This window comes from Nocardiopsis lucentensis DSM 44048, assembly GCF_000341125.1.
Lineage (GTDB): Bacteria > Actinomycetota > Actinomycetes > Streptosporangiales > Streptosporangiaceae > Nocardiopsis > Nocardiopsis lucentensis.
Genome location: NZ_ANBC01000286.1, coordinates 1 through 13,630, shown reverse-complemented (window position 1 = coordinate 13,630; position 13,630 = coordinate 1). Strand labels below are relative to the sequence as shown.

Genomic DNA, 13,630 nt, shown 5'->3' with positions numbered 1-13,630 from the left:
GAGCCCAGCCGCTGGCCGTGACCATGAACGGCGGCGTGGCGATCGTGGTCGAGTGCGACTCCAGCCGCATCGACCGCCGGATCGAGCACCGCTACCTGGACGTGCGCGCCGACAGCCTGGACCACGCCCTCGAACTGGCCACGCGGGCCCGCGACGAGCGCCGCGCCCTGTCGATCGGCGTGCTCGGCAACGCCGCCGAGGTCCTGCCCGAGCTCCTGGGGCGCGGCGCCCCGATCGACGTGGTCACCGACCAGACCTCCGCGCACGACCCGCTGGCCTACCTGCCGGTCGGCGTGGCCTTCGAGGACTGGCGCGACCTGGCCGCCGCCAAGCCCGAGGAGTTCACCGTCCGAGCCCGCGAGTCGATGGCCGCGCACGTGGAGGCCATGGTCGGTTTCAAGGACGCGGGCGCCGAGGTGTTCGACTACGGCAACTCCATCCGCGACGAGGCCCGCGAGGGCGGGTTCACCCGCGCCTTCGACTTTCCCGGGTTCGTCCCCGCCTACATCCGTCCGCTCTTTTGCGAGGGCAAGGGCCCGTTCCGGTGGGCGGCCCTGTCCGGTGACCCCGCCGACATCGCCCGCACCGACCAGGCGATCCTCGACCTGTTCCCCGACAACGACCATCTGGCCCGGTGGATCCGCATGGCCGGGGAGCGCGTGGCCTTCCAGGGTCTGCCCGCGCGGATCTGCTGGCTGGGCCAGGGCGAGCGGGCCGCCGCCGGAGCGCGCTTCAACGAGCTCGTCGCTTCCGGTGAGATCTCGGCGCCGCTGGCGATCGGCCGCGACCACCTGGACACCGGTTCGGTGGCCTCCCCCTACCGAGAGACCGAGGGGATGAAGGACGGCTCCGACGCCATCGCTGACTGGCCGCTGCTCAACGCCCTGGTCAACACCTCCTCCGGAGCGTCGTGGGTGTCCATCCACCACGGCGGGGGCGTGGGTATGGGCCGCTCCCTGCACGCGGGGCAGGTCAGCGTCGCCGACGGGACCGAGCTGGCCGCCGCCAAGCTCGACCGCGTGTTGACCAACGACCCCGCCATGGGTGTGATCCGGCACGTGGACGCAGGGTACGAGGACGCGGCCCGCGTGGCCGCCGAGCACGGCATCCGCGTCCCCATGGCGGAGGGGGAGTAGCCGTGTCGTTCGACCGTATGTGGGCCGACCTGGCCCCGGTCGGGCGCGATGCCGACAGCGGCGGCTACCACCGGTACACCTGGGCGGGCGCCGACACCGACGCCCGCGCCTGGTTCACCGGGGAGGCGGCCGCGCGCGGACTCGACGTGCGCACCGACCGCAACGGCAACCTGTGGGCCTGGTGGGGCGCGCCCGGCCCCGGAGCCGTGGCCACCGGATCCCACCTGGACTCGGTGCCGGACGGCGGGGCCTTCGACGGGCCGCTCGGCGTGGCCAGCGCCCTGGCCGCCGTCGACGAGCTGCGCGCCCGCGGTGTGCGGCCCGCCCGTCCGCTCGTGCTCGCGGTGTTCGTGGAGGAGGAGGGCGGCCGCTTCGGGGTGCCCTGTCTGGGCAGCCGCCTGACCGCGGGGGAGATCTCCCCCGAACGGGCGCGGGGGCTGACCGACGCCGACGGTGTCACCTGGGCGGAGGCGATGGAGGGGGCCGGGCACGACCCGGACCTGATGGGCCCGGACCCGGACACCCTCGCGCTGCTGGACGTGTTCGTCGAGCTGCACGTGGAGCAGGGACGCGCCCTGGAGGACACCGTCCACCCGGTGGGCGTGGCCAGCGCGATCTGGCCGCACGGCCGGTGGCGGATGGATTTCACCGGCCGCGCGGACCACGCGGGGACCACGCGCCTGGCCGACCGCAACGATCCCATGCTCCCCTTCGCGCACACCGTCCTGGCCGCCCGCGCGCTGGCCGAGGAGCATGACGCCCGTGCCACGGTGGCCAGGTCGGTGATCGTCCCGAACGGCACCAACGCTATTCCGTCCCTGGTCAACGCCTGGTTGGACGCCCGAGCCGACTCCGAGGACACGCTCATGGCCGTGGTCGAGGGCGTGCGCGCCCGGGCCGAGGCCGCCGCGCGCGAGCACGGTGTCGGGGTCGCGATGACGGCTGAGTCGCTCACCCCGCTGGTGTCGTTCACGCACGGACTGCGCGACCGCCTGGCCGCCGTCGTCGGCACCCGGGCCCCCGATGCCCGGGGGCCCGTGCTTCCCACCGGTCGTCCACCATCGCCCGAAGGCGCTTCGCGGGGTGGCGGGTTTCCACCCTCAACGGCCACTGGCGTGCCGATTCTTCCCACCGGCGCCGGGCACGACGCCGGTGTGCTCGCCGCCCACGTGCCCACCGCCATGCTGTACGTGCGCAACCCCACGGGGGTGTCGCACTCGCCGCAGGAGTGGGCCCGTCCCGACGACTGCCATGCCGGGGTGCTCGCCCTGGCCGATGTGCTCCAGGACCTGCTCGCCCGACCGGTGGGGGAGGCCGCGTCGTGACCGGACGTGAGACCGACGTGCGGCGGTACTGGTGCGAGTGGGCCTGGCTGGGCGGCGACGCCCCCGTCAGCGGCGTGCTGCTGGAGGTGGCCGGCGGGCGGTTCACCTCGGTGTCAGCGGACGCCGACCCGGCCGGGGACGCCGAGGTCCTGACCGGCCTGACCCTGCCTGGTCTGGCCAACGCCCACTCGCACGCCTTCCACCGGGCCCTGCGCGGCCGTACGCACGCGGGCGGCGGTTCCTTCTGGACCTGGCGGGAGGTCATGTACCGGGTCGCCGAGCGCCTGGATCCGGACGCCTACCTGCGCCTGGCCCGGGCGGCCTACGCGGAGATGGCGCTGGCCGGTGTCACGTGCGTGGGCGAGTTCCACTACCTGCACCACGCCCCGGGCGGTGCGCGCTACGCCGACCCCAACGCGATGGGACATGCCCTGGTCGAGGCGGCGGCGCAGGCCGGGGTGCGCCTCACCCTGCTCGACGTGTGCTATCTGTCCGGGGGGCTGAACGAACACGGCTCGCACCTGCGGCTCACCGGTCCGCAGCTGAGGTTCGGCGACGCGGACGTGGCCGGGTGGGCTGAGCGCGTGGCCGCCTTCGCCCCGGAGGGCGGCCACGTCCGGGTCGGCGCGGCGGCCCACTCGGTGCGGGCGGTCCCGGCCGAGGACCTGCCCGGGGTGGCCGCGTTCGCCGACGAGCGCCGGGCTCCCCTGCATGTCCACGTGTCCGAGCAACCCGCGGAGAACGCCGCCTGCCTGGCCGCCTACGATCGCACACCCACCCGGGTGCTCGCCGACGCCGGCGCCCTGACCGAACGCACCACCCTGGTGCACGCCACCCACCTGACGGACGGGGACGTGGCCGCGGTCCGCGACTTCGGGGCGACCGTGTGCCTGTGCCCGACGACCGAACGGGACCTGGCCGACGGCCTGCCCCGCACGGGCGACCTCGTGCCGGCGCCGCTGAGTCTGGGCACCGACCAGCACGCGCAGTCGGACCTGTTCGCCGAGGCGCGCGGGGTCGAACTCCACGAGCGGTTGCGCACGCACCGGCGCGGCACCCTGGGCAGCGGCGCGCTGCTGCGCGCGGCCACCGCGCACGGTCACCGCTCGCTGGGCTGGGCCGCCGAGGACGGGGGCGCCGACGCGGGGGAGCTGCGCGCCGGGGCCAGGGCGGACCTGGTCAACGTCCCCTTGGAGGGGGTCCGGCTCGCCGGGGCCGACCCCGCCCGCGCCACGGACGCGGTGGTCTTCGCCGCGACCGCCGCCGACGTGCGCCATGTGATGGCCGACGGTCGGTGGACCGTCCGCGGCGGCGTCCACACGCGCCTGCCCGACACCGCACACGATCTCGACACGGTGATCAAGGAGTTGCACTCATGACCGACACGCCCCGCGCGGTCCTCGTCGACGACATCGCCACACTGGTCACCAACGACCCCGGTCTGGGACGCGGGTCGGTGGGTGAGATCGCCGACGCCGCGCTGGTGATCGAGGACGGGCGTGTGGCCTGGGCCGGGCCGCGTGCCCAGGCCCCGGACGCCGACGTCCGGGTCGAGGCCGCCGGGCGCTGTGTCCTGCCCGGCTTCGTCGACAGCCATTCTCACATCGTGTTCGCGGGCGACCGCAGCCGTGAGTTCGCCGCCCGGATGAGCGGCCGGCCCTACTCGGCGGGCGGTATCCGCACGACCGTCGCCGCCACCCGGGACGCCAGCGACGCCGAACTCCTGGCGGGGGCCCGCCGCCTGGTGCGTGAGGCCCGCGCGCAGGGCACCACCACCCTGGAGGTCAAGTCCGGGTACGGGCTCACGGTCGCGGACGAGGAGCGCAGCCTGGCGGTGGCCGGGCGGGTCACGGACGAGGTCACCTTCCTCGGCGCCCACGTGGTCGCGCCGGAGTACGCCGACGACCCGCAGGGCTACGTCGACCTCGTGACCGGGCCGATGCTGGAGGCGTGTGCGCCGCACGCGCGGTGGGTGGACGTGTTCTGCGAGCGCGGAGCCTTCGACGAGGAGGCCTCACGGCGGGTGCTCGCCGCTGGCGTCGCCCGCGGTCTGCTGCCCCGGGTGCACGGCAACCAGCTCGGTGAGGGGCCGGGGGTGCGGCTGGCGGTGGAGACGCGCGCCGCCTCCGTCGACCACTGCACCCACCTCACCGCGGAGGACGTCGACGCCCTCGCGCAGGCGGCCGGGCGGCCCGACCCGACCGTGGCGACGCTGCTGCCGGGGGTGGACTTCTCGACCCGTCAGCCCTACCCGGACGCGCGGGCGCTCATCGACGCCGGTGCGCTGGTCGCCCTGGCCAGTGACTGCAACCCCGGATCGTGCTTCACCTCCAGCCTCGCCTTCTGCGTGGCCGTCGCCGTCCGCGACATGGGCATGACACCGGATGAGGCGGTATGGGCGGCGACGGCGGGTGGCGCCCGTGCGCTGCGCCGTACGGATGTGGGCCACCTGGCGCCGGGCGCACGCGCGGACCTCACGCTCCTGGAGGCGCCCAACCACCTGTACCTGGCCTACCGGCCGGGAGTTCCGCTGGTGGCGGCGGTGTGGAAGGACGGTGAGCTCGTCTCGGGACGTCCCTGACCGGGCCCGAGTCGGCCCCGGGCCCGCCCGGTTACGCCGTATCACGCGCGTCCAGCAAACCTCCGCCGGAACTCAACGGACGCCTAACGTCCGCGAAACGTGGGTCCCCGACCGTGGAACCACGTCGGTGCGCGTCCCGTCGTCGCGGTCCAGCGCCGTACCGCGGCGACGGGAGCACCTTCATCCGAGGGGGACACTGTGGGCCTGTGGCGGATTAGGACGGCGGTCGAGGACCGGCCCGGAGGGCTCGCCGCGGTCGTCGGGGCTCTCGCACGGCACGGGGGCAACATCGTCGACCTGTCCCTGCACACCGATGTGGCGGGCGTGGTCGACGAGTTCGTCGTGGACGTGCCCGGAAACCACGCCCGGGCCGTCCGCGAGGTCGCTCGGCTGAGTCCCTCCGGCACGGTGACGGCCGTCCCCGCCCACAGGCGCGAGGTCGGGGACGACGTCACCCGGGCGCTGCTGCTGACCGCGCGGTTGCGCGCGCACCCCAACCGGCTGCCGGAGGCGTTGGCGGAGCTCCTGCTGGCCGACGACGCGTGTTGGACCAACCTCACCCGGATCGAGGAGGCCGGCGACGCGGACGAGGGAGGGGCCATGCTGGTCCCCGTCGGTCCGCTGCGCGGGGTGCTGGTGCGCCGTGCCTCGCACCCGTTCACCTGGACCGAGTCCAGCAGGGCGGACGCCCTGGTGCGTTCGGTGATGCCCTCGACGGGGCCGGTCCCCACCGACCGGGTCGTGCGTACCGGGGAGGGAGCGGTGCTGTCCCTGAGACAGGTGCGTGACAGTGACGCGCCCGCCTTGAGCGATCTGCACCGTCGCTGCTCGGAGGAGACGGTACGCAACCGGTACTTCACGGGGATGAGTGAGCTGAGCCCGCACATGCTGCGGGTGTTCTGCGATCCCGAGCGCGGGCTGACCCTGGCCGTGCGGCCGCGTGGGGAGGAGGCGCCCGTGGCGTTGGGGCATCTGATGTACACACTGGATCCAGGCGTGGGCGAGATCGCCTTCCTGGTCGAGGACGCGTGGCAGGGCCGCGGTGTCGGTACGGCCGTGGCGCGGGCGCTGACGGTCGTGGCCGCCGACTGGGGGCTGGCCGAGGTGCGGGCGGAGACGAGTCTGGCCAACACGGGCATGCTGCGGATCATGCGCCGGATGGGCGCGTCGGTCCAGGCCCAGGGTGGTACCTACGTGCACGCCCGCCTGCCGGTCGCCGAGGCGGTGCAGGCGGGCGTGGGCGGCGATGCGCGTCGCGGTGGTCAGGTGGCGCGGTTGATGGGCCAGGGCTGACCCGTGACACAACGCGGGGGTCGGTGACCACTGGGGGTGTCTCCGATCCCCGCTTCGCCCGCCCCGCCGCGAAGCGGTCCCTCGGGCGGTGGCGGGCGACGGGAGGTGGGTGTTGCGCCGCAGGCGTCGGTTGAGGGTNCCCGCCTGCCGGTCGCCGAGGCGGTGCAGGCGGGCGTGGGCGGCGATGCGCGTCGCGGTGGTCAGGTGGCGCGGTTGATGGGCCAGGGCTGACCCGTGACACAACGCGGGGGTCGGTGACCACTGGGGGTGTCTCCGATCCCCGCTTCGCCCGCCCCGCCGCGAAGCGGTCCCTCGGGCGGTGGCGGGCGACGGGAGGGCCTTAGTCCTGCTCAGATCCGCTGTCCGCGGCGGCGTCACCGTTGTCGGCGGGGGCCGGGGCAGGTGCCTTCTTGGGGGCACGGCGCTTCTTCACCGGGCGCGAGTAGTCGACGAGGGGCTCGTAACGGGACTCGTGCTCCTTGGCGCACTCGTCGCAGGCGTCGACCTCGCGGACGGCGCCTTCCCAGGCGAACTGGATGACCTCAGTCGCCTCGACCTTCTCCTCGCGGACGGCGTGGGGATCGCAGTACTTGCGCGTGAAGACCTCGGTGACCACGGCGGGGATTTCCCTTCGGTATCGCGTGAATAGTGCGGACCCCGTAATCATACACGTGTACGAACACGGAAAACCGAGGTATGTCGGATTCCGTGATGGGTTCGGGGTCGCCCCGAAGCCTAGCGAAGACCGGGTGCTGCCCGCGCCCGCACACGACGCGTCCGCGCTGGAAGGGCGGCGGGTGTCGGCGCCGGGAGGGCGGTGCGCGGACGCCCGGTCGTGGTTTGGCGCCGCTTGTTGGATTTCGCACTTCTTCGTCCGGTTCGCGTGATCGGTGTGCGTCAGTCGCGTCAACCGATTTGTGAGTTTGGCGAACACGGCCCCATTCTCCTGGCTATCGTATTTCCCACTTCGCGAAGCACGTCCGCGCGTACGCGGTGGCCGCGAAGGAACCGGACGCGGGCCCGCGTGGCGCGCACCGGTCATCGGCGGATGCCGTGGGGGAGCGGAATCCGTAGGAGAAACGCAGGGGGAGGACCGTGGTCGAGTATATGGAGGGCGCGTACGGAAGGCGTGTCGACGGGCGGAGGGAGCCCTTTCGCCCACGGGGTCCCAGGTCGGCGGCGGCGCGACGGCGTGAGAGGGCTGACGTGGTGCGCGCGTGCGAGCGTATGTCGGTGGACCCGAGTTTCGTGAAGCTGCGAAGGAGGTTCGCGCTCCAGTCCGCTGTCCTGGTATCCGGATTCCTCATCAGTTACCTGGCTTATCTCCTGCTCTCGGCCTATGCCCGGGAATTCATGAGCATGACGGTCATCGAACCGATCAACGTCGCCCTGCTGATGGGAATCGGCCAGTTCCTGCTGGCGTTCGCGCTCGCCTGGGCCTTCGGTCGTTTCTCGGCGCGCGCGATCGATCCGCTCGCCGAGCGGATCCGTGACCGGGCGCGCGAGGAGGAGTGCATGTCCGGTCGGGTGATCCGCTGATGATCACCTTGTCCGATCTCACGCCCGGGGCCGCGGGCGGTGCCGCCGCGGGGGACGGCATCGCCCGCGCGACCCTCGACCACGCCGTCGGGTCGTTCGACCTCGCCGGTGTCCTCGGCGGCCGGTTCGGCGCCGCGCACGGCTGGACGCTCGCCCTGTGCGCCGTGTTCGTCCTCGTCACGTTGGCCGTCACCGTTCGGGCCCGCCGGACCACGCGCGGGGCGGTCGACTACTACGCCGGGGGGCGCGGTTTTTCCAGCACCCAGAACGGTCTGGCGTTGACCGGTGACTACCTCTCGGCCGCCTCGTTCCTCGGTATCGCCGGGATGATCGCCCTCCAGGGCTACGACGGTTTCCTGTACTCCATCGGCTTCCTGGTGGCCTGGCTGCTCGTGCTGCCCATGGCGCAGCTGATGCGTAACACCGGCCGCTTCACCATGGCCGACCTGCCCGCCTTCCGCATGCGCCGGATGCGGGTACGGCTCGCCTGCACCGTCTCCACCGTCACCGTGTGCGTGTTCTACCTGGTCGCGCAGATGGTCGGGGCGGGGGCGCTGGTGGCGGTCCTGCTCGGCCTGCACGAGGGAGGCACCTTCCTCGGGCTGAGCGCGGGTCAGGCGCGTTCGGGCGTGATCGTGCTCGTGGGCGTCCTGATGATCGTCTACGTCATGTACGGCGGGATGAAGGCCGCGACCTGGCTGCAGATCATCAAGGCGGTCGTGCTGCTGGGCGCCACCGGACTGCTCACCGTCCTGGTCCTGGCCCAGTTCTCCTTCGACCCCCGCGCGCTGCTGACGGAGGCGGCCCAGGCCAGCGGACACGGCCGTGCCTTCCTCGAACCGGGGCTGCGCCTGGGGGTGGAGGTGCCCGGCGATCCCGCGCGCACGATGTTCAACAAGCTCGACCTCATCAGCCTCGGCCTGGCCTTGGTCCTGGGCACGGTCGCGCTGCCGCACATCCTCATCCGCTTCTACACGGTGCCGGACGGGCGTGCGGCGCGCACGTCGGTCAACCGGGCCATCGTCATGGTGGGGGCGTTCTACCTCATGACCCTCGCGCTGGGCTTCGGCGCCGCCGCGCTGGTGGGCTCCGACCGCATTCTGGGTCTGGACCCCTCGGGCAACAGCGCGGTCCCGATGCTCGCCGAGGAGCTGGGCCGCTTGGTCGCCGGGCCGGTGGGCGCGGCCGTGCTGCTCGCGTTGATCTCAGCCGTGGCGTTGGCCACGATCCTGGCCGTGATCGCCAGTCTCACCCTGGCCTCGTCGTCCTCCATCGCCCACGACCTGTTCGGACACATCCTCATGTGGGGGCGGCCGCGCGAGTCGCAGGAGATGGGGGTGGCGCGCTTCGCGGCGTGCGCGGTCGGCGGGACGGCCATCGTGCTGGCCATCCGGGCCCAGGAGCTCAACGTGGCCTTCCTGGTGGGGCTGGCGTTCGCCATCGCGGCCGCCGCCAACCTGCCCGTCATCGTGCTCACCCTGTTCTGGCGGCGGTTCAACACCCGCGGCGTGGAGTGGGGTATCTACGGCGGACTGTCCTGCACGCTGGTGCTGATGCTGTTCTCCCCGGTGATGTCGGGCAAGACGCACCCGGTGACCGGGGAGAACCTGTCGGTGCTGCCCGCGTGGATCGACATCCAGCTCATCCCGATGGAGAACCCCGCCCTGTTCGCCGTGCCGGTCGGGTTCCTGTGCGCGGTGGTCGGCAGTCTGCTCTCGGACGAGCGCGACACCTCCCGCTACACCGAGCTGCGGGTCCGTTCGCTCACCGGGTGGGGCACCGAGACCTCCTCCTGAGCGGGCGTGGGCGGTCGTCGCGTGCCGCCCGCGCCCGCCGACGTGGCCGCGCGGTCAGTCACCGGGGGCCTCGGCCATCGCTTGGGCCACGTCGCGCAAGTAGTCGGGCAGGCGCCCCGCCGTGCTCGCGGCGCGGTCCCAGGAGCCCCTGAACCGGTCCAGTCGCTCACGCGGGCTCACGACCTCGGTGGTGTGGCCCCGCCGCTCGCGCCGGGCCTCCCTGCGGAAGGACCCGCGCACCGCCCAGACCACCAGTGCCACCAGCGGTCGGGCGATCAGGCCCCGGCCCCGGACGTCCAGCACCGCCGACACCTCCCACCGGCCGTCGTCGCGGACGGTGGGGGAGAGCCAGGCCTCGACGTTCGCCAGCGCGTGGGTCGCCGACAGCCGGACGGGGGGCTCGGCGGCGGCGCCGTCCAGCGCCGCGTACCAGGCGCCGGTGTCGACGGTGAGCGTTCCGCTGGCCGTGCGCCAGCGGGGGAAGCGTCCGGGCAGCCGGATCCGCATCGTCGCGGTCAGGACGCCCGACGCGTCGTGGCTCACCGTCCCCGACGTCACCGGGGGCTCGCCCGTGCCGACGCCGTCGGGCATGGCGTACTCCAGGGCGCAGGTGTCCGCCTCGTCCCACGCGGTGACGGTCAGCCCCGTGCTGCTCCACCCCTGCTCCTCGTAGCTCGGCTCCAGCGGGACGCCGTCGGGGGTGAGTTCGGCGACCAGGTAGTGGCTGCGGGGCGCCAGGTGCCGTCCGGACTGGAGCTGGAGCGCGGTGGTGGTCACGCGTTCCGCGGCGCCGTCGATTTCCTCGCCCGTGTGTTGCGCGGTCCGGGCCCGCTCCCGCCGTTCGCCCCCTTCGCGATCGACGAGCCCCAGCTCCTCGGCGCGCCGGGCCAGCCGCTCGCGGGTGGGAGCGTCGGGCGTGCGCAGCCATCCCCGACCGTCGAACCGGCACGATCGGACGACCTCGTGCGCGGCGGCGACCGACCGCGTGACCACCTCCCTGTCCACGGGGGCGAGGTCGAGGACGTGGCTCAGACGAGACAAGGCATCTCCGAAGGGCGGTCGGACGCGGGGGCGCCCGGGGCGGTCCGTGCGTTGACGGGGACCAGGGTACGCGCACACCGCGTCGGCACGGTCAAAATCGAAAACTTGTGCGAACTGTCTCGGTCGCGTGAGAATGGCGTACATGACGAGGTACGTCGCGCTGCTGCGCGGAATCAACCTGGGCGCCCACCGCCGCATCGCCATGGCCGACCTACGGGCACTGGCCGCCGACCTCGGGTACACCGACGTCGCCACCCACCTCCAGAGCGGCAACGTGGTCCTGTCCGCGCCGGACGAGGACCCCACACACGTCGCCGAGCGGATCCGTGACGCGATCCACCGCGAGACGGGTATGGACGTCCCGACGGTCGTGCGCACGGCCGACCGGCTGCGCGCCGTCGTGGCCGCCAACCCCCTGGACGTCCCCGACCCCGCCCGGTTCCTGGTCCTGTTCTGCTCCGGCAGCCTGGACGTGGCCGGTCTGCGCGCGCTCGACCTGTCGGACCTGCCCGAGGAACGCCTGGCCGTGACCGCGACCGAGGCCTACACCGACCACCGACGGGGTGTCCGCCACGCCAAGGTGCCCGACATCGTCGCCCGGCACGCCGACGGTTTCCTCACGGGCCGCAACTGGCGTACCGTGCTCCGTCTGGTGGAGATGGCGAAGGGCTGACCGGGCCCCACCCCCGCCGACTGTCCGAGAGATGTCCTCGGTGAACCGAGGACGGCGCGGACCCGTCGCCGTCACGACCACGTGAGAAGGGGTGGCGCCCGTGCCGAGACGCTGGACCGTGATCCTGCGTGACCTGGCGGACACCGCGCGGCCGATCCGGCCCGAGGACTGCCACGGACTGCTCAACCACTGGTGGCCGCAGCCCCCCGAGGAGCACACCGCCGCCAAACGCTGGTCGATGAACGGGTGGCCGGCTCCGCTCGGCGACCGGCTGCACCACTGGACGCTCACCTGGTTGGACGACGCGGTCCCGCCCCCGGTCGACCCTGAGGAGTTGGTCGGCCAGCCGCAGCGCATCGGTGACCACCTGCTGGAACCGCTGTCGGTGACCCGCACCTTCGACGTCTCCTACTCCCGGATGCTCACCGCCGCACGCGGGCCGTCCTCCGTGCGCTCGGCGGCGGTCCGCAGCCGGACTCCCGTCGTCATGACCACGCGCGACGCCACGGGCGAGCGCATCCCGCACGTGTGGCCCAACCCCCGGCGCCTCTTCGGCGCGGTGCACCGGTCCGGAGGGGGGATCGTCGGAGGGAGCGGGGCGGTGGGCGCCGTCGCCCGCTTCGCCCCCACCGTGCTGGCCGAACCGTGGCTGGACCTCGTGTTCGGCGGGCTGGCCCGGGTCCGGCGCCTTCCCCTTCCCGGGGAGGACGTGCGCCTGGCCGAGCACCACCACGCCGACAACCGCACCGTTCTGGGGTGGGAGGGCGGACTGCGCCTGGACCTGGTCGGCGGTGAGCGCCGCCACGCGGACGCCTTCGCCGCGCTCCTGGAGCTCGTCGAGCTGACGGGGGTGGGAAAGTACACCGCCCAGGGTTTCGGTGCGGTCCGCGTGGACACGGTGACCAGCGTGGGGACGGCCGCCCGAGTGCCCGTCCAGGGTTCGCGCCGTGCCGAGGGGCGGGCCGGGCGGCGGACACCCCCGCGGGTGGGCGACACCCGCCCCCGGGTCGTGACCGAGGAGTTCAGCGGGACGCTCTTCGACTGATCCCGAAGCGCCGGTTCCCGCCCGAGGACGGCGGGCGGGGGCCGGTCCCCTCCGCGCGGGGGGCTTGGTGACGGCTCCCACCCCGTGGACGGGGGCGGGAGCCGCCTCCCGTGCCTCACATGTGACCGCCTCGGTTCCGCCGTGCCGGGTCCGCGCGACTTTCCCGCAGCGCCCGCGCCAGCCCCCGCAGGTGGGGGACCAGGTCCTGGGCGGTCAACGGCGCCGGGACGGTCGGTGCCGGGGCCGTGGCGGGCCGGGTGGGCGCCGCGGGTTCCGGTACGTGCCGGGTCATGGTGGGACCTCCGTGAGGGGAAGCGGGGTGCGCATCCAGCTCTCTCGGACACTGTGTCCCGGGCGGCGGTTCCGGTGACCGGAACGGGCCAACCGGGGAGGTGAGTGTGCCGGACGGGCGCCGTTGCTGGTATCGGTGGGGGACCGTCGTCCGCGGCCTGGCCGACACCGTCCGAGAGAGGTCACCAGGACGCCCGTACGTCCGGGCCAGATCCGTGCCCCCGCCCAGAAGGAGAGCCGACCCGGTGATCGTCCCACCCGTCGCCCTCCACCGCCCTCCCGCCACTCCCCACGCCCCCCGACGGACGGCCTCCGAGCACGGTGCCCCCCTCTCGTCGTCGCCCGCGGCGCCGGACTCCGGCGCGGCGCCGGAGCTCTCCCCCGGGGACGGGGCCGGGGGCCTCCCCTCCGGCGGTGTGGTGGTCGGTGTCGATCTGCGCGGTATCCAGTCCTTCGTGTTCAGCGGGCGGCGCATCCTCGACGCGGTCGGACGCGCGGCCCTGGTCGCGGAGCTGACCGACACTTCCGACGCCCGCAACGGTGTCGCCGACCTCCTGCCGCCCGACCACGTCGTCCTGCGCGACGCGGGCGGCGCGCTCACCGTCGTCCTCCCCGACCTCCCGTCCGCACGCGAGTTCACGGGGCGCTACACACGGCGGTTGCGCGACCTCGCCGGTCAGCTCACCCCCGTGGTCGCGCTGGTCCCCTACGGCCGGACGGCCGGGGTCGCCGACCCGGAGCCGGTCCCGGCGGGGGTGGATGAGGCCCTGGCGGTCCTGCCCGCACGGCTGCGGGAGGCGCGGCGCCGCATGTCGGCGCTGCACACCCCCGCCCACGGCTACGGGATCACGGCGGTGTGCGCCGTCAGCGGAGGCCCCGCCGAGGTCGTGGACAGCAGCCGCGCCGAGGA

11 protein-coding genes and 1 pseudogene are annotated in these 13,630 nt (G+C 73.6%); 10 read left to right on the top strand and 2 right to left on the bottom strand.

The features are described from left to right. The 5 genes from hutU to D471_RS0109780 form a co-directional block, all read left to right on the top strand. Positions 1–1,136, top strand: a 1,136-nt coding sequence (gene hutU / locus D471_RS0109800) for a urocanate hydratase (RefSeq protein ID WP_017598459.1), incomplete at its 5' end; no start/stop codon positions are given. 2 nt (positions 1,137–1,138) lie between these two features. Beyond that, positions 1,139–2,461: an allantoate amidohydrolase gene (locus tag D471_RS0109795; RefSeq protein WP_017598458.1), complete on the top strand. Its 1,323-nt coding sequence runs from the start codon at positions 1,139–1,141 to the stop codon at positions 2,459–2,461. Continuing rightward, on the top strand, positions 2,458–3,840 hold the full coding sequence (locus tag D471_RS0109790; protein ID WP_017598457.1) for a formimidoylglutamate deiminase: 1,383 nt from the start codon (positions 2,458–2,460) through the stop codon (positions 3,838–3,840). The genes D471_RS0109795 and D471_RS0109790 overlap by 4 nt, the downstream gene beginning before the upstream one ends. Then, positions 3,837–5,042, top strand: a complete 1,206-nt coding sequence (hutI, locus tag D471_RS0109785; protein ID WP_017598456.1) for an imidazolonepropionase — start codon at positions 3,837–3,839, stop codon at positions 5,040–5,042. Before D471_RS0109790 ends, hutI begins: the two co-directional genes overlap by 4 nt. Before the next feature lie 198 nt (positions 5,043–5,240). Continuing rightward, entirely contained in the window at positions 5,241–6,335 is a 1,095-nt protein-coding gene (locus tag D471_RS0109780) for a GNAT family N-acetyltransferase (RefSeq protein WP_017598455.1), read from the top strand. Between the two features lie 340 nt (positions 6,336–6,675). Here D471_RS0109780 and D471_RS0109775 read toward each other — a convergent pair whose 3' ends face one another. Then, complete coding sequence (locus tag D471_RS0109775) at positions 6,676–6,951, bottom strand: hypothetical protein (RefSeq protein ID WP_017598454.1); 276 nt, start codon at positions 6,949–6,951, stop codon at positions 6,676–6,678. A 632-nt stretch (positions 6,952–7,583) separates the two neighbouring features. Here D471_RS0109775 and D471_RS0109770 point away from each other — a divergent pair. Continuing rightward, complete coding sequence (locus tag D471_RS0109770) at positions 7,584–7,874, top strand: DUF485 domain-containing protein (protein WP_241479596.1); 291 nt, start codon at positions 7,584–7,586, stop codon at positions 7,872–7,874. Then, positions 7,874–9,670 (top strand): solute symporter family protein, encoded by a 1,797-nt coding sequence (locus D471_RS0109765; protein WP_017598452.1) that lies wholly within the window; start codon positions 7,874–7,876, stop codon positions 9,668–9,670. Before D471_RS0109770 ends, D471_RS0109765 begins: the two co-directional genes overlap by 1 nt. Positions 9,671–9,724: 54 nt before the next feature. On the opposite strand, the gene D471_RS0109760 is transcribed toward D471_RS0109765, so the two are convergent. Then, entirely contained in the window at positions 9,725–10,711 is a 987-nt protein-coding gene (locus D471_RS0109760; RefSeq protein WP_017598451.1) for a hypothetical protein, read from the bottom strand. 142 nt (positions 10,712–10,853) lie between these two features. On the opposite strand from D471_RS0109760, the gene D471_RS0109755 reads away from it, so the two are divergent. The 3 genes and pseudogenes from D471_RS0109755 to D471_RS33700 all read left to right on the top strand — a co-directional run. Then, a complete protein-coding gene (locus D471_RS0109755) occupies positions 10,854–11,384 on the top strand; it encodes a DUF1697 domain-containing protein (protein ID WP_241479595.1) in 531 nt (176 codons plus the stop codon). A gap of 91 nt (positions 11,385–11,475) precedes the next feature. Continuing rightward, positions 11,476–12,429, top strand: a complete 954-nt coding sequence (gene cas6, locus D471_RS0109750) for a CRISPR system precrRNA processing endoribonuclease RAMP protein Cas6 (protein ID WP_026127574.1) — start codon at positions 11,476–11,478, stop codon at positions 12,427–12,429. Positions 12,430–13,136: 707 nt separating this feature from the next. Continuing rightward, a pseudogene (locus D471_RS33700) lies at positions 13,137–13,630 on the top strand (hypothetical protein); the annotation flags it as partial.